Source organism: Marinomonas sp. 15G6-16 (assembly GCF_055809555.1).
Genome location: NZ_CM147916.1, coordinates 2,232,259 through 2,255,562, shown reverse-complemented (window position 1 = coordinate 2,255,562; position 23,304 = coordinate 2,232,259). Strand labels below are relative to the sequence as shown.

General features: G+C 42.5%; 22 protein-coding genes. 14 read left to right on the top strand and 8 right to left on the bottom strand.

All coding sequences use genetic code 11. The features are described 5' to 3' along the window. Nucleotide 1: 1 nt before the first annotated feature. A complete protein-coding gene (gene yghU / locus AC0L46_RS10825) occupies nt 2-865 on the bottom strand; it encodes a glutathione-dependent disulfide-bond oxidoreductase (protein WP_473503531.1) in 864 nt (287 codons plus the stop codon). 156 nt (nt 866-1,021) lie between these two features. Between yghU and msrA the strand changes: the two genes are divergently transcribed. The 4 genes from msrA to AC0L46_RS10805 all read left to right on the top strand — a co-directional run bounded on the left by msrA (nt 1,022) and on the right by AC0L46_RS10805 (nt 3,985). Beyond that, on the top strand, nt 1,022-1,648 hold the full coding sequence (msrA, locus tag AC0L46_RS10820; RefSeq protein ID WP_473503529.1) for a peptide-methionine (S)-S-oxide reductase MsrA: 627 nt from the start codon (nt 1,022-1,024) through the stop codon (nt 1,646-1,648). A gap of 300 nt (nt 1,649-1,948) precedes the next feature. Beyond that, entirely contained in the window at nt 1,949-2,518 is a 570-nt protein-coding gene (locus tag AC0L46_RS10815; protein WP_473503527.1) for a porin family protein, read from the top strand. A 160-nt stretch (nt 2,519-2,678) separates the two neighbouring features. Next, on the top strand, nt 2,679-3,416 hold the full coding sequence (gene nfsA, locus AC0L46_RS10810; RefSeq protein WP_473503525.1) for an oxygen-insensitive NADPH nitroreductase: 738 nt from the start codon (nt 2,679-2,681) through the stop codon (nt 3,414-3,416). 44 nt (nt 3,417-3,460) lie between these two features. Further along, entirely contained in the window at nt 3,461-3,985 is a 525-nt protein-coding gene (locus AC0L46_RS10805; protein ID WP_473503523.1) for a redoxin family protein, read from the top strand. A 72-nt stretch (nt 3,986-4,057) separates the two neighbouring features. Here AC0L46_RS10805 and AC0L46_RS10800 read toward each other — a convergent pair whose 3' ends face one another. Next, complete coding sequence (locus AC0L46_RS10800; RefSeq protein WP_473503521.1) at nt 4,058-4,996, bottom strand: LysR family transcriptional regulator; 939 nt, start codon at nt 4,994-4,996, stop codon at nt 4,058-4,060. Between the two features lie 153 nt (nt 4,997-5,149). Here AC0L46_RS10800 and AC0L46_RS10795 point away from each other — a divergent pair, with 153 nt between their 5' ends. Then, nucleotides 5,150-5,806 (top strand): NAD(P)H-dependent oxidoreductase, encoded by a 657-nt coding sequence (locus AC0L46_RS10795; RefSeq protein ID WP_473503519.1) that lies wholly within the window; start codon nt 5,150-5,152, stop codon nt 5,804-5,806. A gap of 71 nt (nt 5,807-5,877) precedes the next feature. Here the strand turns inward: AC0L46_RS10795 and AC0L46_RS10790 are convergent, their stop codons facing one another. Next, nucleotides 5,878-6,534 carry a cytochrome b/b6 domain-containing protein gene (locus AC0L46_RS10790; RefSeq protein ID WP_473503517.1) on the bottom strand — a complete coding sequence of 219 codons (657 nt, stop codon included), beginning with the start codon at nt 6,532-6,534 and terminating at the stop codon, nt 5,878-5,880. Between the two features lie 171 nt (nt 6,535-6,705). Between AC0L46_RS10790 and AC0L46_RS10785 the strand changes: the two genes are divergently transcribed. From AC0L46_RS10785 to AC0L46_RS10775, 3 genes are all read left to right on the top strand, one after another. Further along, the gene (locus AC0L46_RS10785) at nt 6,706-7,737 is read left to right on the top strand and encodes an AraC family transcriptional regulator (protein ID WP_473503515.1); all 1,032 of its coding nucleotides are present in this window, start codon (nt 6,706-6,708) and stop codon (nt 7,735-7,737) included. Nucleotides 7,738-8,086: 349 nt separating this feature from the next. Next, nucleotides 8,087-9,388 carry a Xaa-Pro dipeptidase gene (gene pepQ / locus AC0L46_RS10780; RefSeq protein WP_473503513.1) on the top strand — a complete coding sequence of 434 codons (1,302 nt, stop codon included), beginning with the start codon at nt 8,087-8,089 and terminating at the stop codon, nt 9,386-9,388. Between the two features lie 299 nt (nt 9,389-9,687). Further along, the gene (locus AC0L46_RS10775) at nt 9,688-11,829 is read left to right on the top strand and encodes a methyl-accepting chemotaxis protein (protein WP_473503511.1); all 2,142 of its coding nucleotides are present in this window, start codon (nt 9,688-9,690) and stop codon (nt 11,827-11,829) included. Nucleotides 11,830-11,901: 72 nt separating this feature from the next. On the opposite strand, the gene aroQ is transcribed toward AC0L46_RS10775, so the two are convergent. From aroQ to AC0L46_RS10760, 3 genes are all read right to left on the bottom strand, one after another. Then, the gene (gene aroQ, locus AC0L46_RS10770; RefSeq protein WP_473503509.1) at nt 11,902-12,354 is read right to left on the bottom strand and encodes a type II 3-dehydroquinate dehydratase; all 453 of its coding nucleotides are present in this window, start codon (nt 12,352-12,354) and stop codon (nt 11,902-11,904) included. Nucleotides 12,355-12,466: 112 nt separating this feature from the next. After that, nucleotides 12,467-12,946 (bottom strand): redoxin family protein, encoded by a 480-nt coding sequence (locus AC0L46_RS10765; protein ID WP_473503507.1) that lies wholly within the window; start codon nt 12,944-12,946, stop codon nt 12,467-12,469. 60 nt (nt 12,947-13,006) lie between these two features. Then, nucleotides 13,007-14,983, bottom strand: a complete 1,977-nt coding sequence (locus AC0L46_RS10760) for a methyl-accepting chemotaxis protein (protein WP_473503505.1) — start codon at nt 14,981-14,983, stop codon at nt 13,007-13,009. Between the two features lie 239 nt (nt 14,984-15,222). On the opposite strand from AC0L46_RS10760, the gene AC0L46_RS10755 reads away from it, so the two are divergent. From AC0L46_RS10755 to AC0L46_RS10745, 3 genes are all read left to right on the top strand, one after another. Then, nucleotides 15,223-16,644 (top strand): aminotransferase-like domain-containing protein, encoded by a 1,422-nt coding sequence (locus AC0L46_RS10755; protein WP_473503503.1) that lies wholly within the window; start codon nt 15,223-15,225, stop codon nt 16,642-16,644. A 186-nt stretch (nt 16,645-16,830) separates the two neighbouring features. Next, nucleotides 16,831-17,241, top strand: a complete 411-nt coding sequence (locus AC0L46_RS10750; RefSeq protein ID WP_317002756.1) for an energy transducer TonB — start codon at nt 16,831-16,833, stop codon at nt 17,239-17,241. Nucleotides 17,242-17,310: 69 nt separating this feature from the next. Further along, nucleotides 17,311-17,826 (top strand): DUF501 domain-containing protein, encoded by a 516-nt coding sequence (locus tag AC0L46_RS10745; protein ID WP_317002755.1) that lies wholly within the window; start codon nt 17,311-17,313, stop codon nt 17,824-17,826. Nucleotides 17,827-17,925: 99 nt separating this feature from the next. Here the strand turns inward: AC0L46_RS10745 and AC0L46_RS10740 are convergent, their stop codons facing one another. Both AC0L46_RS10740 and glpK read right to left on the bottom strand, forming a co-directional pair. Then, nucleotides 17,926-18,213, bottom strand: a complete 288-nt coding sequence (locus AC0L46_RS10740) for a hypothetical protein (RefSeq protein WP_317002754.1) — start codon at nt 18,211-18,213, stop codon at nt 17,926-17,928. A gap of 97 nt (nt 18,214-18,310) precedes the next feature. Further along, nucleotides 18,311-19,795, bottom strand: a complete 1,485-nt coding sequence (gene glpK / locus AC0L46_RS10735) for a glycerol kinase GlpK (protein WP_473503501.1) — start codon at nt 19,793-19,795, stop codon at nt 18,311-18,313. 158 nt (nt 19,796-19,953) lie between these two features. On the opposite strand from glpK, the gene AC0L46_RS10730 reads away from it, so the two are divergent. The 3 genes from AC0L46_RS10730 (at nt 19,954) to AC0L46_RS10720 (ending at nt 23,264) form a co-directional block, all read left to right on the top strand. Continuing rightward, nucleotides 19,954-20,724 carry a DeoR/GlpR family transcriptional regulator gene (locus AC0L46_RS10730; protein WP_414680729.1) on the top strand — a complete coding sequence of 257 codons (771 nt, stop codon included), beginning with the start codon at nt 19,954-19,956 and terminating at the stop codon, nt 20,722-20,724. A gap of 149 nt (nt 20,725-20,873) precedes the next feature. Beyond that, on the top strand, nt 20,874-22,361 hold the full coding sequence (glpD, locus tag AC0L46_RS10725) for a glycerol-3-phosphate dehydrogenase (protein ID WP_473503499.1): 1,488 nt from the start codon (nt 20,874-20,876) through the stop codon (nt 22,359-22,361). Between the two features lie 123 nt (nt 22,362-22,484). Continuing rightward, a complete protein-coding gene (locus AC0L46_RS10720) occupies nt 22,485-23,264 on the top strand; it encodes a TSUP family transporter (RefSeq protein ID WP_473503497.1) in 780 nt (259 codons plus the stop codon). Nucleotides 23,265-23,304 lie beyond the last annotated feature (40 nt).

Sequence of the window (23,304 nt, the reverse complement as noted above, 5' to 3'; positions counted from 1 at the left end):
ATTATGGCAATTCCAATCCATCAAAATCAGAGGCATCGTGACGTTCTTTTAAGAAAACATCACCCCAAGAACGGTTTACTATACGGCCGCGTTTAACAGCAGGACGGGCTTCTATCGCTTTCGCCCAACGAACAACGTTAGTGTAACTTGCTACGTCTAGAAACTCAGCCGCTTCGTATAAGTTGCCTAATACAAGGTTGCCGTACCAAGGCCAAATGGCAATGTCTGCAATAGAATATTCTTCACCAGCAAAGTAAGTATTTTCCGCCAAATGTTTATCCAAAACGTCTAATTCTCGTTTGACTTCCATCGCGAAGCGGTCAATCGGGTATTGCATTTTGAAAGGCGCGTAATGGTAAAAATGACCAAAGCCGCCACCTAAATAAGGTGCAGAACCCATTTGCCAAAACAACCAGTTGCGGCATTCTGTTTTTGCTTTGAAGTCTTTTGGGATAAAAGCATCAAACTTTTCAGCCAAATATTGCAAGATAGAACCCGACTCAAACACGCGAGTTGGCGGTGTTGTGCTGTTGTCCATTAGTGCTGGAATTTTTGAGTTCGGATTAATCTCCACAAAACCAGACGAGAACTGATCGCCTTCGCCAATATTGATCAAATACGCATCGTACTCGGCTTCTGTTTTGCCCAGCGCCAATAACTCTTCTAGAAGAATCGTTACCTTTTGACCATTTGGTGTCGCCAAAGAATGAAGTTGCAATGAATGCTTACCGACAGGCAATACTTTTTCATGGGTTGCACCAGCAATAGGACGATTGGTGCTGGCAAATTTGCCACCGTTTTCGGATTCCCACTTCCATACTTTTGGCGGTACATAATTTTGATCTGCGTTAGAGTCTTTGCTCATTCGATTCTCCATTATTTATATTCTTTGTAAGAAACCCAAGACAGCGTACGTCTAAAGTGTATAGATTCATTTTATGGGACTGTTTACGTTATTCACAACAGATCAAATATGAATCAATTGGTCATAAACCCATTTCCCAGACTAGAAGGACAACAGATGACAATGCATTTTCGACTCAAACCAGCCTTAGCGCTAACTGCCTTCTTAGGAGCCAGTGCGTTCGTTAATCTCGCACACGCCGCCCCTCAAACAATGATAGTCGCTGGCGGCTGTTTTTGGTGTGTTGAATCCGACTTTGAAGCCGTAGAAGGCGTGAGCGATGCTGTTTCAGGCTACATTGGTGGCCATACGAAAAACCCGACGTATCAACAAGTTGCAGGGAAAGGTACAGGTCATTATGAAGCGGTCGAAATCACCTTTGATGATGAGGTTGTTTCCTTAGAAACCTTAGCGAATTATTTCTGGAAAACCATAGATCCAACCGATCCACATGGACAATTCTGCGACAAAGGCTCCCCATACAAGACAGCCATGTTTTACCAAAATGAAGAACAGAAAGCTGTCTTTGAAGCTTCATTAGCCAATGTCGAAGAAACAAAACCCTTCGAAGCGGACATAGTGACAAAGATACTTCCTGCCACTGAGTTCTATGTTGCTGAGGAATACCACCAAAGCTACTACAAGAAAAACCCAACCCGTTACGGCTTTTATCGATTAAGTTGCCGACGAGACAGCACAATCGAAAACCTATGGGGAGAAGTCGCTAGCAAAGATTACCACTAGTTTATCGTTTTTCAGGTTTGCCCCTTTATTAAAGGTATCCGTTTTCCTCCTTTTTTCGGATACCTTTTCTTTTTTAAGCACTTCTTTTACGGCTCTATTCTTTGGCCTTTCTTTACTTCAATTCTTTAAAAGCAACTCTCATTCAAGTATCAATAAAGTGCGTCTTATCTAGGTTAAGCGCATAGAAAGTGAAGCTAACTTGTAAAAAAGTCCGAAAACCTAGCCACTCCGAAAGCGCTGCTCCACAGTAGAAACTCGTTTTAAGACATTCTCAAAACAGTAACTAAAAGGAGTAATAACATGAAGTTTTTCATTCCCGTCATCGCAGGTAGCATTGCTTTAGCGTCTTACAGCGCAGCAGTACAAGCAGACAGTTCAACAGAGAATAACAGTGGTTTTTATGTCGGCGGTAATTATGGTTATCTCAAAGTAGAAAGTGACGACGAATTTGATGATAGCAACGACGTATCACAAGGCATATTGGGTTATCGATTAAACTCATTCCTTGCATTAGAAGGCAGTTATATTAACTTCGGCCGTTACGGCAACGACTTAGCAAACGCAGAAACCGAAGGTTACACCGCAGCCGTAAAAGGTACGATTCCACTCAGTCAAACTCTAGAAGTCTTCGCAAAAGCGGGTCAGCTGTGGCAGGAAACAGATTATAACGTGGCCGGATTTTCCGGTAATTCAGACGACACCAGTCTCTTTGCGGGCGCTGGCGTAAACTTTAAAGTCACGGAAAACTTGCTCGTCAACGCCCAATACACTTGGTACGACGTAGATTTAAACGCAGACAATGTGTCTTCTGATTCTGAATTTGAGACAGATTTCAACCAAGCTAGTGTCGGTGCAGAATATCGTTTCTAAATGAAAAAACCACTTTATAGAAACTTCCTACGACGAAAGAAAGGCGCCAATTGAACGGCGCTTTTCTTCGTTTCATTTGCACAAATGTATCAAGATTTCCCTTTGACCGAAGGCTGTGTAGGCTCTAAGATTTGGTTTCATTTCTTCAGGGAAACCCACGATGAATCCTATTCTTCAGGCTCAACAAAACCACAAATCCATTCGCCAATACCAAGACAAAGCGATAGAGGCTTCGTTACTTATCGAACTCATTAAATCCGCTCAAGGCGCTGCGTCTTCTAGTTTTATTCAAGCTTATTCTTTGGTACAAGTGACCAACCCTGAGAACAGAGCAAAGATCGCAGCATTGGCTGGCGGGCAGAAATGGGTTGAATCTGCTGCTGAGTTTCTGGTGATTTGCGCGGATTTAACGCGCGTTGAGCAATGCAGTTTAGAGCAAGGCTTGGGGAAACTGGAAGGCAACACAGAGCACTTTATTGCGGCAACAACAGACGCCACCTTCATGGCGCAAAACTTGATGTTGGGCGCAGAATCAGTTGGCCTTGGCGCGGTATTTATTGGCGGCATTCGTAACGACCCTGCACAAGTCGCTGAGCTTTTGAATTTACCAGATCAAGTGTATCCAATATTTGGTTTATGCCTTGGTTACCCTGACGCGAATCCAGATTTGAAACCACGTTTGCCAGTGGATGTAATTTTACACAAAGACCGTTATGACGCGTCTCGCTGTGTTGAAGACGTGAAAGCTTATGATGCGCAAATGCAGGCTTATTATCAGAGCCGTGGCGATAATCAGAAAAGCAGCAACTGGTCAGAACAAACCGCGAACGCAGTACAGAAAAAGAAACGCGAACATATGCTAAACTTCCTTCAAAGTCGCGGTTTCTTAAATCGATGAAAATTTATATCCCTTTTTATTAACCTCCTAAATGAGAAAACTACATGATCACTCACGTACCTAATGTCACTTTTAAAACCCGTGTTCGTAACGAAGCGTTAGGCGGCCCAAACCCGTTTGAATGGAAAGACGTAACAACGGCTGATTTATTTGCAAACAAGAAAGTCGTTGTATTTTCTTTGCCAGGCGCATTCACACCAACTTGCTCTACTTCTCACCTACCACGCTTCGAAGCACTTTATGAAGAGTTCAAAGCACAAGGTGTTGATGAGATCATTTGCGTCTCTGTAAACGACGCCTTTGTTATGTTCCAGTGGGGCAAAAGCCAAAACGCTGAAAACGTATTCTTGCTACCTGACGGCAACGGTGACTTCACTCGCCAAATGGGCATGTTAGTGAAAAAAGACAACCTAGGTTTTGGCATGCGCAGCTGGCGCTACTCCATGTTTGTTGAGAACGGTGAAATCACCAAATTGTTCTCTGAAGCAGGCTACCAAGATAACGCACCAAGCGACCCATTCGAAGTGTCTGATGCCGACACAATGCTGGATTACCTAAAGTCTCGTTAAGAGCAAATCCTGAGCTAGAAAGCACTCATTGAAAAAGCAAGCCACTGATCCGGCTTGCTTTTTTATGTACACTCAATCATCCAAGACACCTTTGTCTAACAGACCTTTTTTCACCAAGGCCATGAGCAAGGCTCTCGCTTTCTCTCTAAACAAGTCTCGTAAAAGTCGAACAATTGGTGTGATAGATTGGCGGCTGGGGCACACAAGCCAAAGCTCTCCTTGAGGAATATCGTATTCAGACAGCAGTGGCACTATGCGTCCATCAAGCAGATCATGTGCAACATCTAGACAAGACTTTATTGCGACGCCCTTTCCTGCCACACACCAACGCCGAACTAAATCGCCATCATTCGCCGCATAGCTTGCTTTGGGTTTGACCTTGTACGATTGCTCACCTTCTGAGAGCAACCAAGTGTCGTTCAATATACCTTGGAGTTGATAAAATAAGCCTTTGTGATTGGCCAATTCTTTTGGGTGTGAAGGCGCACCATGTTGCTGGATGTATTCTGGACTAGCGCCAATTATTCTTGGCACATTACAGATTTTGAAGCCATATAAATTCGAGTCGGAAGGCGGCCCATAACGCAGCGCCATGTCTAATGCATCACGATAAAAATCAATATTACTGTCACTGATGTGTGCTCTTAACGTGACGTCTGGATGCTGTTCCATGAATTCGTTAACCCAAGGAATCGCCAGATTTCGGCCTAAATCGGATGACACCGCAATACGAATTTCGCCACTGATAATATCCAAATCATTTCGCATGGTTTGCTTGGCTTGATCCAACATAGACAAAGCGGCTTCACATTGTGGTAAATACCGCTCGCCAGCACTGGAAAGGCGAAGGTGGCGCGTTGTTCTGACAAACAACTCAACGCCCAATGCAGACTCAACGCGCTTTACTGCCGCACTGGCTGTCGCCATTTGCATATCAAGATGCCTTGCGGCCGCCGTAATACTACGAAACTCTGCCACTTTTAACACGACTTGAAGATCTTCGAGCTGCATCCTTTAAACCTCATAGAAATAACAAACCCATTATCAATTATTTTTTGAGAATAATTCAATGTAAGCTGTGTTTTTTATTAGATAAAGAGTCGTTAAGATGGCGTCATTCTCTTATGTAAGAGCCCACTTTGACCTTTTTTAGATGGAATCAATATGACACACCCAATGATTACTGAATTAGAAAAACGCTATACCGTTAAACATTACGACGCTTCTAAACGCATTTCGAATGACGATCTAGACGTCATTTATGAAGCGTTACGCTTATCCCCTTCTTCGATTAACTCTCAGCCTTGGAAGTTTGTCGTTATAGAAAGTGATGAAGCAAAACAACGCTTCCACGATACCTTTGCCAACAAGTTTCAGTTCAACCAGAAACACGCAAAAACCGCATCACACATCATACTGTTCGCTCATAAAACCCATTATAGCCGTGACGATTACGCTAAAGTGATCGACACCGATATTCAGATTGGCCGCACGCCAGCAGAAAACCGAGAAGCGTCTTTTGGTGCTTTTGCTTTTGTCGATATGAACACAGACGAGACAGGCAATAACGCGACTTGGACCAAAGCTCAAACTTATATCGCATTGGGCAATACAATGAATGCTCTAGCGCGCTTAGGCATTGGTTCAACGCCAATGGAAGGTGTCGATGCAGAATTGATCGGCGAATTATTCTCTGAAGAATTAGAAGGTTATCAGTGTGATGTGGCGCTCGCCATGGGATACCCAGATGAAGAGCAAGACTACAATCTGCCTTTAGCGAAGTCTCGTCTTTCAAAAGATACCGTCATCTCAGTGCTGTAAATACCCGTGCTGTAAAATATCAGTACAATAAAACCGTGCGTTCTTGTCATCATCACAAGGGCGCACTGCTTTTATATTGGCATCATCCAAAGCGCGGCAAGCCAAGCAAGCCCCATGGTTAATGAAAAAATAACGCCCCAACGTGGTGTTTTAACTGCTTTTGCCTTCATACCATGTTTTTTCCTTCCTAAAATCATGGCATCGATAAGTCTCTCTTTTAAACAAAGTTCATGATAAAAAACCGCCAAGATATGAATGGCGACCATTCCCAGCAACCAATCTGGTAACAAGTGGTGAATAAAGGAAAGACGCTGAATCATATCTTCCGATACGAGCGAACTAAAAGGCCCAAACCAGAAGATATCATCACTGTTAAACAAGCCTGTTGCCCACTGAACCGTTAATGCTAAAAGCAAGGCAACGACCATCAAGCCACCTAAAGGATTGTGTCCAATGTACTTTTTAGGTCGAGAGAATAGAAAATCCTTGGCATAGGACAAGATTTCTTTTGGGCCTTTTACAAACTGACCAAATAACGCGTAATGGGAACCAAAAAAACCATAAAGAACCCGCGCAATAATGACAGCAGATAAGCCGTAACCCATATAAAAATGATATTGCATATAATCTGCGTCAGACTTGCCCGTTATAATCAATCCGGTAAACAGCAAAACCATCAGCCAATGCATCATACGAATTGGCCAATCCCATACTAATGTCGATTTCATCTTAGTTTTACCTCGATATAACGTCATTCTGTTTAAACAGTCTATTGCCAAAACCTGATATTAAACACTATGCTGTGAGAAGACATTTCTACTCTATTGTCTTTAATCATTTATTAAAAACAGCAGTAAGAGAATGTTTTAAGTACATTATTGATGAAGGAAAAAATAGCTATGCTCGTTATATTATTCCTGTTCACACTTGCCATTCTCTTATTATGTTTTTATTCATCTTTCTTTAAAGGGCGCTTTTTTTGCCGACAAAGTGCCATTCTTGATGTACCTATTGAAGTCATATCTGAAGACCTAAGCGATTTAACCAACTGGAAAAACTGGCTGCCTTGGCTTCTGTACGACAAAGACCTGGATGTTTTCTATGAATATCATAGCTCTGGAGTCCGAACCGTTTTACCTTCCTGCTTAGTATGGCGTGGGCACTTAACAAAAGAAAGCCACCTATCATTGCAACCTGCTCGCTCTGGCACTCACTATTTTCATTCTATATTAGAAGCACCGGCGTTTTTTCCAAATGACGTACATTTTAATATTGATCTAAGCAAACAAAAGGAACACACCTTAATCACCATTCAAATAACGGGAGATCTGCCTTTCTTTAAACGTTGGATGGGAAAAGATTACAAAGTAAGAGCAAGCAAAGATGCCGAGCTGGCGCTACTGGAACTCTTAGCCTATTTGGCAAAATACAACCCAACGTCTGCAAGAGAACACTCTCTTCCGTCTTTCGAATGGCTTGGTCAAAACAAGCTACACAACCTAGACGCTGTCACTCGCCCTTTTGTCGTGAGTGACCAACCTATGTCACAAAAGATGCACCAAGGCTTTCATGATTTAATTACCGAATTAGGGCCAGAAAACCCACCAGCAGGGCCCTGTTTTGCTTTGTACAAAAAAGCCGATATTGTTCACCATTATTTCTCTGGCCGTCTCGGCGTCCCTGTACAAAATGTGGTTCCCTGTGTGTTATGCCCAGAGCGAATTGTCTTACGGGGGAAGTATCTACAACTACGTTATATTGGCTCATATCAGAACCTATCTTTAGCTTGGCACGTACTTCACAACTATCGAAGACTCAATAAGCTAAAGCACAATAAGCGCTCTTATGGTGTGGAGATATTTGAAGTCGGAACAACCCAAACTGACAACGCAAAAGACTATGTAACGCTCGTCTCTTTGCCGATTAAATAATTGGCTTCCAATGCTTTTTATGGGAAAGTCTCAGGTTCAAATTGAATAAGGGAAATAATAAAAGTGATACGTTCTCCAAGAATCATGCAAGCTGTTGGTAGCCTAGTTAGAATTATATTAACTCTCTCTTTCTTCTTCTTATTTAAGATGTTTCTAGGCAACCAAAATAACGTGATACTCGTCTTTGCGGCGTTATTATGCTCATTTCTAGTTTATCGCGGGTCTATGTTTATCGTGCAAAAGTGGATTGTTAAAGACCCTTCATAAGTGCGTTAGCTATTTCACCTTTCCAAAGCGAATACTCAAAGAGACGAGCCCACTCTTAACGAATGACAGGCAATTTCTGATTATGACAACACTTTATCAAGCACACTTGACTGAACTCACAAATCGTTATGAAGATGCTCTCTCTCATTTCAATCTAGATGCCATTGTTTTGGCGTCTGGAGAGAAAAGCTACTACTTTCAAGATGATCATACACACCCTTTCCACGCCTATTCTGGTGCCCAACAATGGTTACCTTTTAGACTCGGCGCTGAAACTTACTTAATTATAAAAGAAGGTCAAAAACCCACTCTCGTTTGGCCTGTGAGGGATGATTTCTGGCACGCACCAAATCCCGTTCCTGCGGGTGATTGGCAACAGCACTGGAACATAGTAGAAGCCAGAAAGGCTGATAAATGGTTTGCAGAGCTTCCAGAAAAAACCGCTTGGCTTGGACCTCAACCTATGAGTTTTTCAACTCCTTGTGACGGCCTAAAAGCCTACGTAGATTTCAGCAAAGCCGTAAAAACTCCCTTTGAAATAAGTGCAATACAAAAAGCAAATTATCGAGCGGCAAAAGGCCATATTGCAGCCAAACACGCTTTTCTAGATGGTATGAGTGAGTTAGAGATTCATCTGGCTTTTCTACAGGCAAGTCAGCAACACGCTCTTCAAGAGCCATATGCTGGAATAGTTGGTTTGGATGAGCATGCCGCCGTTTTACACTATGAGCATAAATCCATAGAAAGACAGACCAATTCTCGCACGCTATTAATCGATGCTGGTGCCAGTGAACACGGCTACGCCAGCGACATTACTCGTACCTTTGTTCGTCATAACGATGAATTCAGCGCCTTAGTCGACGGTCTAGATGAGATGGAACAATCTCTTTGTGCAAAGGTGCTACCTGGCGTTGAATATAGAGCCTTACATCAAGACACCTTAATCGGTATTTCAACCTTATTACATGAACACAAAATCTGCTCTCTCAGTATTGAGGAGCAACTTGAGAAACGAATCCCTCAAGTCTTTTTCCCTCATGGTTTAGGTCACCTACTTGGTTTACAGGTTCATGATGTGGGCGGACACCAAGCAGACAAAGCTGGAAACCTAAGCCTCCCCGCTGAACACGCGCCCTTCTTACGATGCACTCGTACACTAGAAGAAAATATGGTGGTGACTATTGAACCGGGCTTATATTTTATTCCCATGCTACTAGAAAAAATGCAAGCCGAGATACGCAACCATGGTTGCGACTTATCAAAAATACAGCAGTTCATGCCATATGGAGGCATTCGAATTGAAGACAACGTGGTTGCAAAAGAAACAGCCTCAGAAAACCTTACAAGAGAAGCGTTTTCTAAACAGGAAACTACAAAATCCTAACTGCACCAAAACAAAACAAAGGATCTTCTAAGAGAGGCGAAAACGACCAATATAAGTGCGATTTCACGAAAAATACACATGAAACCAACGTTTATTAACAAAAAGCGACATTTATTTTCTTAATAAAACACTATTTTTGAGTTTTATTGCAGAATAAACATAATGCTTTTTTATAGTTCCTCAGAAGATCGCACCAAAATCATTCACAGACTAATAGTCTGGCAGACATATTGCTTTTCGCACTACTCCTAAATGAATGCTGCAACGAGGTAGCATTTGAGCAACGGAGCAGTAGAAATATGAATTTGAAAAGCAGTCAGATGTCGCTATCAGCACAAGAACTTAGTTGGCTACCTTGGTTTGGAAGTAATGGTCGTTTTTCTCTTTTTTGGTCATGTCACCTAAATAAAGAGATGTATCAAAATGTCGAAAAGACATTTGAGAGCATTTCTAGCACTCGCGTAAAACTCCTAAAAACATGGGTAAACAGCCAGTGGTCACAGTTAGAAGTACTATTGGATCTGGTCAGTGATTCCTTCCCTAATATCTCGGCAAAGACGCTTCAAGAAAGATTAGATATCGTACCTGATGTATCTGAATATTTTGTTATTGATGCGCAAGGAAAGGTAATCCAATCAACAACCAATGCTCGCTTAAACACAGTAGAAGCAAATCAAAAAGCCGTCACAGAAGGTTTAAAAGCCGAATTTCTACACGGCCCCTACATTGACCCAAACACCTTAGACATCGGACCTTCTAGCTCTAAATTCCACGACGCTGTTACTTTGATGTTTTATCTACCTATTAAGCAAAATGGCGTCAATGTGGGCGCTGTTTGTGCTCGCGTTCCTAACGATGTTTTAGGTGACTTAATCCAACGTGAAGCAGGTCATATCTATAAAGAGTCTGGCGATAACTATTTATTCATGGTGAAGTCAGGATTCGACAAAAGCATTTTACCAGGCACGGCATTATCTCGATCTCGCTTTGAAGATGATGCTTTTAGCCATGGAGAAAACTTAAAAAGCGGAGTAACTACCGATTGGGGTACGGTAAAAGTCAATAACCACACGGAATTTGAAATCCGCTTCACCGATCCAGCCACCAAAGAACTTCATCCTGGTGTCCGTGAAACCATCAAAAACGGTCAAAACCTTTTTGTCACTTACCCTGGATATTCTGACTATCGCCACATTCCCGTTATCGGCAAAGGCACAACATTCGAATTAAAAGGTAGCCCAGACACTTGGGGCATGATGTGTGAAGGTGATCTAGAAGAAGTGTATCGACGCCGATCCATTAACATCAAATTAATGAAGGGCTATTTATTAGCGTCTAGCACACCGCTGATTGTGAGCGCTGCTCTGCAGTCTTACAGTGACCTTTCCGTTGCGGTTACTAGCCTTGCTGCGTTTGCTAGCCTAGCGGTCACAGGTATTCTGTTTAACAAATTTGGAACCAAGAAAATCAGCAACAATATGAGCAAGATGACCGAAGTCATCCAAACGATAGCTGAAGGGGAAGGAAACTTACAACAACGTCTGGACGATAAACTGACGCACGATGAAACAGGCGACATGGGTCGCTGGATGAACAGTTTCATTGATAACTTAGACAACACCATGGGACAGGTCATCTCCGCCAGCTCAAACGTGAAGCGCTCTAACGACTTTATGGTTCGCACCAACGAAGAAGCAAAGCAAGCATCTCAGTACCTAGAAACGTCTGTAGAAAGTATTCTTGAGGCTTTCAAACAACAAATATCAGATGTGCAAAATGCCTCTCAAACCGCAGAGTCACTAAAGCAAACCATGGATCAAGTGGTGGCTGAAACGCAATCTCGCCTTGCCTCTGCAAAAAGTGGTACTCAAGAAATACGCGATGTCGTTCGCACCACAGCCGATTCAGTCAAATCGTTAGATCAAAAAACCAACGAAGTGGCTGGCATTATTTCAACCATCTCGGACATCACTAACCAAACAAACTTACTCGCTTTGAACGCAGCTATTGAAGCCGCACGCGCTGGCGAACATGGCCGTGGTTTCTCCGTCGTTGCGGATGAAGTACGCAGTTTGGCATCCAAAACAGCTCTCGCCGCAGAGGAAATTCAAGCAATGCTAGAAAGCATCCAGGAAGAAACTCGTAAAGCGGTCACCTTCATGGAAAAAGGCGCTGAGAATGTCGATAAAAACCTTCAAGCGAATGAGCAAACCAATACTGGCGACAAAGCCTTGTATGAATTAGTCGATGCCATCTTTAAAGCCATTTCGTCACTGAATCATACGAATAAAGCCAACGCGGATACGGTACAAGAAATGGGCGCAGCAACAGAGCAAATGACGCGCTCTATTAACGCCTTGCAGAATCGTTCATCCCGAGTGGGTTTATCTGCATTGAAGCTGAACTCTCTGATTGGTCAGTTCCAAGTAACCAGCAAATAGCATTCCCCACAAGATCAAAAAAGCCGAAGAAGGTGAATCCATTCTTCGGCTTTTTCCATTATAAAACTAAGCTTAGCCTTTCAGCTTCTGCACTAAACCTTGAATAGCCAATGCATACCCTTGCACTCCCATTCCAACGATAATCCCTGTTGCCACAGAAGAAATATAAGAATGATGTCGGAAAGCTTCTCGCGTATGGACATTTGAAATATGCACTTCAATAACCGGAACCGCTGCGCCTTTAATCGCATCATGTAAAGCCACGGAAGTGTGTGTATAAGCCGCTGGGTTAAACACAACCCCAAGTAAGTCTCCGCTTTTCACTAAGCGACCGGCTTGATGAATTAAGTCAATTAGCTCACCTTCATGGTTAGACTGATGAAAATCAATCTCGTAGCCTAGCGAAGCCGCAGTCTCTCGGCACAAATTCTCGACATCAGACAATGTTTCATAGCCATAAGTTTCTGGCTCACGAGTACCAAGTAAATTCAAATTCGGGCCATTTAAGACCATAATTTTAGGCATAATCATTTATTCCCAGAAAACGTTGCTAATACAGTTAATCCTAGCATCAAACACAAGACATAAAAAAGCGCTCTCTAAGAGCGCTTTCTGAAACTCAATATACACCTCAATGTTATAATTGAGACAATACGTATTCGGCAGAGCTAACCTTGTATTCACCTGGCTCGTCCAGCCAAAGCTGCTGAACAATGCCATTCGAAACAAGCATGGCGTAACGGCGACTACGAATCCCCATTTTAGCGGCGGAAATGTCCAATTCTAACCCTAATGAGCAGGTAAGTTCAGCCAAACCATCCGATGCCATAATAAGGTTCTCGGCGTTATTCGCTTTACCCCACGCATCCATGACAAAAACATCGTTCACGGAAAGACAAATAATGTCATCTATGCCTTTTTCTTTTAGAGCGTCAAAATGCACAACAAAACCAGGCAAGTGACTCGTGCTGCATGTCGGGGTAAACGCACCTGGAACAGCAAACATTAATACGGTTTTACCTGTGAAAAACTCGGTTACATCGATTGTTTCTGGGCCTTCTTCTCCCATTACCTGAAAAGAACCATGTGGCAACATATCACCAATCAGAATCGACATACACTGTATCTCCGGATAATTAAATTGCGCTTATATTAACGTAACACCCTAAAAAAACCATCAAACAATTTTAAATTGACTGAGCAAGTGTTTCTGATGCGAAGCAAGTTCTGACAAGCCTTCACTGCTTTTCTCACTTTTATCTGAGCCAAGTGCTGCCTCTTCTGACATTTCGGATATTTCTATCACATTTTGTCTAATCTCTTGAGCAACGGTTGATTGCTGTTCTGCCGCTGTAGCGATTTGAATACTCAGGTCACGAATTTCGGCCATTTCATTTTGCAACTGAGCAAGTGACGCTCCAACTAAACGTGCTTCTTCGGCGCTACCATTCGCACTCTTACGGCTTTCATCCATGCTGCCTACCGTCTTAGTCACACCTTGTTGCAACTGAACAATCACACTTTGAATTTCTTCCGTTGAACTGTGAGTTCGGTTTGCCAAAGTGCGCACTTCATCCGCAACCACAGAGAAACCTCGACCTTGATCTCCTGCTCGTGCAGCTTCTATTGCGGCATTCAACGCCAGTAAATTCGTCTGCTCGGCAATTTCTTGAATCACATCCAAGATACGACCGATGTTTTTCGAATGTTCATCAAGTTGGTTAACAACAAGTGTAGACTCTTCAATTTTCAGAAGTAACTTCTCGATTGTCTCGATATTTGAATCCATTTGTTCACGGTTTTGTGCGGCTCTTTTGTCTACACCTTGTATTTGATGCAGAATAATCTCTGAGCTTTTCGCCACTTGGTTCACCGTCGCTGCCATTTCCGTTATAGACGATGCCACTTCCGTCGTACGATCATTTTGAGAACTCATTAGACGCTTAGCATTATTGGCTAAATGTACATTATTACCCGCAGACTCCGAGACTTTATTCGACGCCTGATCAATGTCAGTCATCACGCTCTGCAATTTAGCCACCAGACCATTTACCCAAGTAGACAACTCGCCAAATTCGTCTTTCGTGGCAACCTTACTGCGTTGGGTAAAATCACCATCAGCAATTTTTCCGAGAACACTCATCACTTCTTTTAATGGTAGGCGAATACTACGGCTAACCCACAAAGCAACCAGAACCGCAATGATAATAGACCCCACTAAAACAGCGCCCATAATTAACTGAGAAATGCTGGCAGCATCGTTTGCTTCTTGCGTTGCATTGTCACTCATGAGTGTTGTTTCAGATAAAAGCGTCTGCACATTTTCATTAATTAAATTCATGCTGCTAGACAGCTCTTGAGCCAATACTTCTGATTCTTGGGCTAAACGAGTGTTGTTGTAGTACTTAGTAATAACGCTGTCATCAGACAAGACGCCTTGCTCAACCTCATCCAAAAGACCATCGATGTTGCTGTCTTTAAGGTAAACTTGCTTGTCTCGCATACCTTGAATCGTAGAAGCCATAGAATCACGAAGCGTCTCCATGTCACTCAAGCTGGTTAAATCAAAGTAATCTGATACTGAGGCTTGCAAGCTTTGTAGTCGGCTTTGCATATAAGACGCTGAAAATTGGACTTCAAAATCTTCGCCATCTTCTTCTAATATGGCTAAATCTTCAGACATGAAAATCATCGTATCTTTCAATTCCTGTTTTTGCTCAGCAATCACAGTTTGCACAAACAACATTTCTTTATGATTTGAAAACGCTGTATCGGTATAACCAAAGAAAACTTCCGCTTCCGTATTTATGCCCTTTAAAGCTTCTTCCATTGCATGAAAGCCTTGAAGCTTTTCAACAAATGAAGAAGAAACATCAATAAAGCCTTGCTTATAACCATCAAAATTATTCGACAGGCCTTCTAATGATTCTGAGGAGTTGCTCAATAAATATTGTAAAACAGCGCCATTGGCCAAACTCAACTCTTCTTTTAAATGGTGAGCTGTAGAATTAATGTCTGCAACTTTACCAGTAACCACTCCTAGTCTGTCTTCGATTTTATTAATCCCTATAAAACCGGACGCTGCAATTGTCAGCAAAAGCAGCAGCAGAACGCCAAAACCAAATAAAATTCTCTGAATAACAGACAACGACATAATCGACCTCTAAATTTTCGATTGTATAAACTTTTTACGCACCAAAGTGCAGAGCAGAAAGGTCAATGCAAAAACCTGACCATATAATCAAGAAACTATAACATCATTCTATTTTTATTAGATGACAGAGATAAAATATTTTTTTGCCAAACCAAATGCACCTAACACTAAGATCGATTTCTTTCGATTCGCCAATCTGATAGATTGGCTCTTTGTTTTTAATCTTTGACTCACACTTTATGGATTCACCTCTTTACGAAAAAATAGCCAATCAAATTGAGCTCCAAGTTCATGAAGGTATTTTTTTACCGGGAGCAAAGATTCCATCGGTAAGAAAATCGAGCAAACGCATGGAAGTTAGCGTGGCTACGGTACTTCAAGCGTATAGTCTCTTAGAAGACCGAGGAATCATTAAGGCTCGTCCACAAAAAGGCTACTTTGTTCTAGAAACTCAGCGCCAGACACCAGAAAACACTCAAATAGAACCCGCCAGTAATGACGGTTCTATGCAAACTCGACTACAGCATTTGCTTCAAACATCTCAAGACGAGCAGATCATTCAATTTGGCGCCCCCGTTCCCAATAGCCAATTTCTGCCAATACGACAATTGCAACGTTCTGTCGGTCGATTAATGCGTTTAGAACCCGAGATTTGTACTGCTTATGAATTCACGCCTGGCTCGCTCAACTTGCGTCGCCAAATTGCGATTAGGATGCTAGATAGTAGTTGCCAACTTCAGCCGGACGACATCACCATCACATTAGGCTGCCAGAACGCCTTAATGCTCTCCTTGCAGGCCATTACCAAAGCTGGTGACACTGTAGCCATAGAAAGCCCTGTTTATCATGGTTTATTACAAGCGATTGAAATACTCAACCTTAAAGCAATTGAAATACCTTGTTCTACCGAGTCGGGAATCGATCTAGATTTATTAGAAAAAGCCGCCAAAGAATGGGAAATCAAAGCCTGCATCGTCACCCCAAACAATCAAAATCCAACAGGTGCCACACTCAATCACCTCGCAAGACAACGTATTATCAAACTAGCTGAGCAGTGCCATTTCACCCTCATTGAAGATGATGTTTATGGCGAACTCTGTTACTTCGATAAAAGAGAGCGCGCTTTAAAAGCCGACGATCAAAACAACAATGTCATTTATTGCAGCTCTTTTTCTAAAAGCATCGCTCCAGGGTTTCGTATTGGTTGGATCGTAGGCGGGAAATTCCAAGCGAAAATAGAACATCAGGCGTATGTTCAATCTTTAGCGATTCCAACTCTCACTCAAACTGCCATCGCCAATTTTCTTGAAAATGGCGCTTATGATCGTCATTTACGAAAAACACAATCTGCGTATCAAGATAACCTCACTCGCTGTCAGAATTTAATTGCTGAACATTTCCCCAAAGGTACAGAAACATCAACGCCAAAAGGCGGTTTCTTACTTTGGGTGACGCTCCCTAACACAATTAATACGATGACATTACATTCCCAAGCATTAAAAAGTGGCATTGGTTTATTACCTGGACTAGCCTTTAGTTTAACGGCTCAATTCCACCATCATTTCCGATTAAACTACGCTCAGAATTGGGACAACACCACGGATAGCGCACTAAAAATGCTCGGGGAACTTTGCCATCAACAACTTGAGAAGAATGAATAAATTCTACCCAATAAAGCACGACTCATCTTATATAAGTAGAGGTTATGAAAAGACGTTCTGACATCTTAAAATTCGTCTGTACAGACAGAACAAAAAGCGTACAATTCGCATTCTTTTTTAAACACTTGGCTTTATCGGCCGATAACTCAATTAACTGTCTAAAATAATAGTAGCTGGCTTGTTGCGATGGAATTTGTTGCACATCCGAGAGACCTTCCATTAGAGATTACTCTAATAGAGGATCAGCCATTTCCTCAGATTAATGAAGAAAGAGCTGGGTTTGTCGGTATTACATCCTTCACCTCTCGTCCATTCGATAATGGACGTTCGGTAAGAATCACATTAGAAGAGATAGACCCTAATTTCTGCGTATCTGGTCGTGTTGTCCAGTGCGAAAAAGAAATGGACGGTTATCGAATCTCGATTGAATTTCCGACCAAAGAAGAATGTTACTGTGTTCGTATGATCGAACAACTCTCCCAGATTGAGCATTATCGACGCCAAGCAAAAATTGAAGGCCGCAGACTCAATTACAATGAAGCCGCCGCGGAATGGATACAAAAATTCGCCGCAAGCTTTCCAGCTTTCACAATCTAAACGCTAACGTCTAAACCGCAAACAGACACAGCCAGCTTCACACACAATCACCCACGAAATTAAGACAAGATGACAAACACACTCTCCCAGCACGACCTCGATATTATTGCCGCACAACTAGGACGAGCGCCAAATGGCATTAACGCCATTGCTCACTACTCTCCTAACGGCACGCCACAAGTTTTAGAAATGGAAACTTGGGTTTTTGATCAGCCGTTCCCAACGCTTTACTGGCTATCAAGCAAAGCCATAGACAAAGCATTGGCAAAAATAGAAAGCCAAGGTGTGGTGAAAGAATTAGAGCAACGCATCAAAGAAGACGAAACATTAAGAGAAGCTTACCATGCTTCTCATCGCGATTATGTTGCTCGCCGTTGGGAAGTTATGAGCGACGAACATAAAGCCATCATAGAAGAAAAAGGCTTTAAGCCATTATTCGAAAAGCTAGGTATTGGCGGTATTGCCAATTGGGATCAAATCCGCTGCTTACACATGCAATACGCTCATCACCTTGCTGGTGATAACGTTATCGGACGCATTTTGGATGAAGAATACGGAATAAGAGCGGTCGCAGACGCGGAATAACCCTACGTCCACATTACTGCAAAAAATAAGGGAGAAACGATGAAAATCATTTCTCCCTTATTTTTTTATAACTTAACGGTTTAGATCAAGTTCTGACTATTAAGATGCGGCTAATAAAGCTCTTAAATCATCCGCTGTTTTTGCTTTTGGAAGCACGGCTCGGATTTTATTAAATGCACCTTGGGCAACTGCTGCTCGTTGGGCATAAGTGGTTAACGCTCCGCCCGTCCAACCAGCTAACTTCACCATTTCGTTCTTAAAGTTATTACCATTAACGCCATGTCCGCCTAGCGCCATTAACGCGTCTTCAATTTCTAAATAACTTGGGCGCTCACCGCCAAACTTCATAAAATCGTCTTGTTGTACTTCGGCAAACTGTTTCGACATTTTCAAACCTTTTTAAAATCCATTCGTAAACAAAATTTAGCGGCAATAACTCAGTGATACAAGCCCTCACATGTAGTAAAACGTAAACTAGATGAAATCAGCTTTTTGTGCGTACTCTATCTACCGCTTTTTGCCAACCTTGGTATAACTTATCGCCAGTTCCTTTCTCCATAGAAGGTTCAAAACTTTGATCCGCTTGCCAAAGAGTAGACACATCATCCAAAGACTTAAACAAGCCTGTATGCAAGCCCGCCAAAAATGCGGCACCTAACGCGGTGGTTTCTGTTACCCGAGGTCGTTCAACTGTTATCTCAAGCAAGTCACTCAAAAACTGCACCATCACATCGTTGATCACCATACCACCGTCCACTCTTAGTGAGCTGAAAGTGGCACCATCTTGCGCCATAGCACCAACCAAATCTCTTGTTTGATAACAAACAGAACGCAACCCAGCACTCACAATGTCTTCAACGCTTGTGTCTCTGGTTAAACCAATCATGGCACCACGAGCATCAGGGTCCCAATAAGGCGCACCTAATCCAGTAAACGCAGGCACAAGATAAACTGAATCATCGTTCAATGCTTTTTTAGCCAAGCTTTGGGTTTCTTTTGCATCTGAAAATAATTTCAATCCATCGCGCAACCATTGAATCGCTGCTCCAGCAACAAAAATACTGCCTTCTAACGCGTAAGTGACTTTGCCATACAAACGATAACCTACTGTCGTCAGTAACTTATGCTCCGAGCGAATCGGTTTATCGCCTGTGTTCAAGATAAGAAAACAACCTGTACCATAAGTACTTTTCACCATTCCTGGGGTAAAACAAGCTTGACCAACTAAAGCCGCTTGTTGATCACCAGCAATGCCATTCACTGGGATTTCCGCCCCCAACCAAGAAGAATCAATAACGCCAAAATCGGCACTGCAATCCATTACTTCAGGAAACAGCACATCGCCAATGTCTAAAGCTTCAATCAGCTCACGATCCCATTCTTGAGTATGAATATTAAATGCCATTGTACGAGCCGCATTGGTGGCATCAGTTTTATAAGACGCTCCATTGGTTAATCGCCACAACAGAAAGCTATCAACCGTTCCAAAGGCCAAACGCCCAGCCTTGGCTGTTTCACGAGCGCCCTCAACATTATCTAAAACCCAACGAATTTTTGTCGCCGAAAAATAAGGGTCAATTAACAAGCCAGTTTTTTCTTGAACTTTCTCACCAAGACCTTGCTCACTCAAAGCCTGACAAAACTCACTTGTGCGACGATCTTGCCAAACAATGGCGTTATAAACAGGCTTGCCTGTTTCTGTGTCCCACAGAATGGTTGTTTCACGTTGGTTGGTAATGCCTATGGTTGCTATCGCCTGCGCATCTATCCCTGTATCCTTGAGAACAGACTGACAAACCGATAAAGTCGATGCCCAAATCTCTTCAGGGTCGTGCTCGACCCAACCATCGTTTGGGAAAATTTGAGGGAATTCTTGTTGAGATTGGCCTACTCGCGAGCCTTTCTCATCAAATAAAATAGCGCGGGAACTGGTGGTACCTTGGTCGATAGCAAGAATATAATGAGGCATAGTGAATTCTCTTTGAAGTCACAACCATTCAAAAAGTGAATGATTTATTGTTTTTGTTTTGTTTTTTGAACATAAATATTCAAATACGAATATACACATTAAAAACCAATGCGTACCTATTAAGCAAGCAGTAACCTTTGCAAGGAGAAGAAAACAACATGAGTCAACTTTCCCGCCAAGACAAGATTGTCAGCATTGTAAAAGATCAAGGCTATGTGACAATCGACGAACTGGCTAGCCAATTTGCTGTCACGCCACAAACCATACGACGTGATATTAATGAATTGGCAAAAGCGGATAAGATACGCCGACATCATGGCGGCGCCAGTTATGACTCCAGCACAACTAATGTTGCTTATGCCACAAGACAAATCTTACAGCTGCCGGCAAAAGAACAAATAGCAAAACGCATTGCAGCAGAAATCCCCAATAACGCTTCTTTATTCATCAATATCGGGACAACAACTGAAACCGTTGCTCGCGCATTATTGAACCATCAAGGTTTACAAGTTATCACCAACAACCTGAATGTTGCTGCTATCTTGAGCGGAAAAGAAGACTTCACCGTTATTATTGCTGGCGGCACTGTACGCTCCAGAGACGGCGGTGTCATGGGGGAAGCAACCATTGATTTCATCAATCAATTCCGCGTTGATTTCGGCATTATCGGCATCAGTGGCATTGATCCCAACGACGGTTCATTGTTGGATTATGACTACCAAGAGGTTCGAGTCGCACAAAGCATCATCTCCAACTCTCGAACCGTTTTCCTTGCCGCAGACAGTGGAAAATTTGGCCGAAATGCTATGGTTCGTCTAGGTAACATTACTCAGGTTGATCGTATTTTCACGGATGAACAACCACCAAAAGCCATTATCAATTTAATGAAAGAGCATGATGTTCGATTAGAACTTTGCACGCCTAAATAGGCTCAAACATCACGAGCCTGACACCTTTATTCGTCTAATAAATCATCAAAAGTTCACAATAGCAGGTTGTCTTCCTGTCTTATGAGGTTTAATATCGAAAACAAATGTTCGATTTCGAACATATCATTTTCGTAATCACGAGGCTTAGCATGAACCAATCCCATTTTGATGTATTTATCGTTGGCGGTGGAATCAACGGCACAGGCATTGCGGCAGACGCTGCTGGACGAGGCCTAAATGTTGGCCTTTGTGAAATGGGAGATTTGGCCCATGCAACTTCATCCTCGAGCAGTAAACTCATTCATGGTGGTTTACGCTATTTAGAGCATTATGAGTTTCGTTTAGTAAAAGAAGCCTTGAACGAACGAGAAGTGCTCTTAAAAATCGCGCCTCATCTCGTCACACCAATGCGCTTCCAAATGCCACATCGACCACATTTACGTCCTGCTTGGCTTATCCGAATCGGTTTATTCCTCTATGACAACTTAGGTAAACGCGAAACGCTGCTAGGTTCAAAAGGCGTGAAATATGGCAATGACAGTCCACTTAAAACAGACATCACAAAAGGTTTTGAGTATTCGGATTGCTGGGTAGATGACGCTCGTTTGGTCGTTACCAATGCTTTGAGCGCTCAAGAAAACGGTGCTCAGATTTTTGCTCGTACCCGCTGCACCAGCGCAAAGCGAGTTAACGAAGAATGGCTCATTGATCTAGAAGATCAAATCACGAAAGAAGTTCATAGCGTAACAGCGAAAGCACTCGTCAATGCCGCCGGCCCTTGGGTGTCATCTTTTATAGAAACCAAGTTAGAACAAAAAGCACCTTACGGAATCCGCATGATCAAAGGTAGCCACATAGTGGTTCCTAAACTCTACGAGCATCCCAATGCTTTCATCATGCAAAACACGGACAAGCGTATCGTTTTTGCCATTCCATATCGTGAAAACTACACCTTGTTAGGCACAACCGATGTCGAGTACAAAGGCGATCCAAATGAGGTCGCTATCAATGATGACGAAACTAACTACATTTTGAAGGTAGCCAACGATCACTTCAAAAAGAACCTGACACCAAAAGATGTTGTGTGGAGCTATTCTGGTGTGCGTCCGTTATTGGAAGATGAATCTTCAGATCCATCCGCGGTGACACGAGATTACACCTTGCATCTTGATGATCAAGAAAGCCAAGCGCCATTATTAAGTATTTTTGGTGGCAAAATTACGACCTACAGAAAACTTGCTCTATCCGCTATGAGCAAACTGGAGCCTTATTTTGCCGACCTTGGTGACGCTTGGACTCATAGCAAACCATTGCCTGGTGGCGATTTGAATATGCCTTTAGATGCCTTTGCCATCAAGCTACAGCAAGATTATCCATTTATTGGCGCCGCTCTAGCCCGTCGTTTTGCTCACAGTTACGGCACCTTAACTCACCTGTTATTAAATAAAGCGAACGCAGAAAGCGATTTAGGAAAAGATTTCGGTCATTCTTTATACCAAATCGAAGTAGATTATTTGATCAAACATGAATGGGCTCATTCTGCAGAAGATATTCTGTGGCGACGCAGTAAGCTAGGTTTGGAATTTACTGATGAGCAAGCCGCCGAGCTTGAAAGCTATCTACAAAGCAAAATCTAAAAAGCCTCAAATATCACCTTTATAAATGTTCACCATCCAATCTACCTAAGTCATTGCTTAGGTAGATTTTTTTTGCTCTACTGAATCCTCTCCCCCAATCTTGCAAACAAGGAATAGATTTTCATGGCCTTTATGGATTTAGTGTTTTTCGATATATCGATTTGGGTCTATCTTCTACTCTTTGTTGTCGCTTTTTTTGCCGGCGCAATCGATGCCATTGCAGGCGGTGGTGGACTCATTACTGTTCCTGTTTTATTGGCTGCTGGCTTGTCTCCAGCTGAGGCTTTAGCCACCAACAAATTACAAGGTTGCGCGGGAACAGTTTCTGCGTCGTACCATTTTATTAAGAAAGGTCAGGTTAAGCTCTCTGATATGTGGTTCGCTATTGCTATGACGGCAATAGGAGCGATTTCTGGCACTTTGCTAGTCTCTTATTTAGACAGTAGTTTGTTGTTAAAAGCCGTTCCTATCATTCTCATTGCTGTGGCCATTTTCTTTTTCTTTTTACCTAAAGTTCAGCCTTATATTGCCAGCCGTTTTTCCCTAACCAACCTACAGTTTTCATTGATTATTGGTACAGGAATTGGTTTTTATGATGGGCTAATAGGACCAGGAACTGGAGCATTCTTTTCTACTGCGTATCTTTGTTTTATGGGGTTAACCGTTGTTTCCGCAACGGCTCATACTAAGGTACTAAATGCCACCAGCAACTTGGCTTCCTTGGCTATGTTTGCCTTCAGTGGGCACATTGTTTGGGCATTGGGCATTACCATGGGATTTGGTCAATGGTTTGGTGCTCAGGTTGGATCACGCCTCGTTATAACCAAAGGAGCAACTCTGATTCGACCTATGGTTATCATTATGTGTCTGGCTATATCTGTGAAACTCTTACTCGACAACTAACGCCTGTTAGAAAGCAGCGAATATCAAAAACATAAAAAAG

Excerpts from the sequence above, each read along its gene's own strand:
- nfsA (WP_473503525.1), top strand. The coding sequence starts at position 2,679 with ATGAATCCTATTCTTCAGGCTCAACAAAACCACAAATCCATTCGCCAA.
- pepQ (WP_473503513.1), top strand. The coding sequence starts at position 8,087 with ATGACAACACTTTATCAAGCACACTTGACTGAACTCACAAATCGTTAT.
- glpD (WP_473503499.1), top strand. The coding sequence starts at position 20,874 with ATGAACCAATCCCATTTTGATGTATTTATCGTTGGCGGTGGAATCAAC.
- AC0L46_RS10755 (WP_473503503.1), top strand. The coding sequence starts at position 15,223 with ATGGATTCACCTCTTTACGAAAAAATAGCCAATCAAATTGAGCTCCAA.
- AC0L46_RS10750 (WP_317002756.1), top strand. The coding sequence starts at position 16,831 with ATGGAATTTGTTGCACATCCGAGAGACCTTCCATTAGAGATTACTCTA.
- AC0L46_RS10790 (WP_473503517.1), bottom strand. The coding sequence starts at position 6,534 with ATGAAATCGACATTAGTATGGGATTGGCCAATTCGTATGATGCATTGG.
- AC0L46_RS10760 (WP_473503505.1), bottom strand. The coding sequence starts at position 14,983 with ATGTCGTTGTCTGTTATTCAGAGAATTTTATTTGGTTTTGGCGTTCTG.
- glpK (WP_473503501.1), bottom strand. The coding sequence starts at position 19,795 with ATGCCTCATTATATTCTTGCTATCGACCAAGGTACCACCAGTTCCCGC.
- aroQ (WP_473503509.1), bottom strand. The coding sequence starts at position 12,354 with ATGCCTAAAATTATGGTCTTAAATGGCCCGAATTTGAATTTACTTGGT.
- AC0L46_RS10720 (WP_473503497.1), top strand. The coding sequence starts at position 22,485 with ATGGCCTTTATGGATTTAGTGTTTTTCGATATATCGATTTGGGTCTAT.
- AC0L46_RS10745 (WP_317002755.1), top strand. The coding sequence starts at position 17,311 with ATGACAAACACACTCTCCCAGCACGACCTCGATATTATTGCCGCACAA.
- AC0L46_RS10805 (WP_473503523.1), top strand. The coding sequence starts at position 3,461 with ATGATCACTCACGTACCTAATGTCACTTTTAAAACCCGTGTTCGTAAC.
- AC0L46_RS10800 (WP_473503521.1), bottom strand. The coding sequence starts at position 4,996 with ATGCAGCTCGAAGATCTTCAAGTCGTGTTAAAAGTGGCAGAGTTTCGT.
- AC0L46_RS10730 (WP_414680729.1), top strand. The coding sequence starts at position 19,954 with ATGAGTCAACTTTCCCGCCAAGACAAGATTGTCAGCATTGTAAAAGAT.
- AC0L46_RS10785 (WP_473503515.1), top strand. The coding sequence starts at position 6,706 with ATGCTCGTTATATTATTCCTGTTCACACTTGCCATTCTCTTATTATGT.
- AC0L46_RS10765 (WP_473503507.1), bottom strand. The coding sequence starts at position 12,946 with ATGTCGATTCTGATTGGTGATATGTTGCCACATGGTTCTTTTCAGGTA.
- AC0L46_RS10740 (WP_317002754.1), bottom strand. The coding sequence starts at position 18,213 with ATGTCGAAACAGTTTGCCGAAGTACAACAAGACGATTTTATGAAGTTT.
- msrA (WP_473503529.1), top strand. The coding sequence starts at position 1,022 with ATGACAATGCATTTTCGACTCAAACCAGCCTTAGCGCTAACTGCCTTC.
- AC0L46_RS10775 (WP_473503511.1), top strand. The coding sequence starts at position 9,688 with ATGAATTTGAAAAGCAGTCAGATGTCGCTATCAGCACAAGAACTTAGT.
- AC0L46_RS10815 (WP_473503527.1), top strand. The coding sequence starts at position 1,949 with ATGAAGTTTTTCATTCCCGTCATCGCAGGTAGCATTGCTTTAGCGTCT.
- AC0L46_RS10795 (WP_473503519.1), top strand. The coding sequence starts at position 5,150 with ATGACACACCCAATGATTACTGAATTAGAAAAACGCTATACCGTTAAA.
- yghU (WP_473503531.1), bottom strand. The coding sequence starts at position 865 with ATGAGCAAAGACTCTAACGCAGATCAAAATTATGTACCGCCAAAAGTA.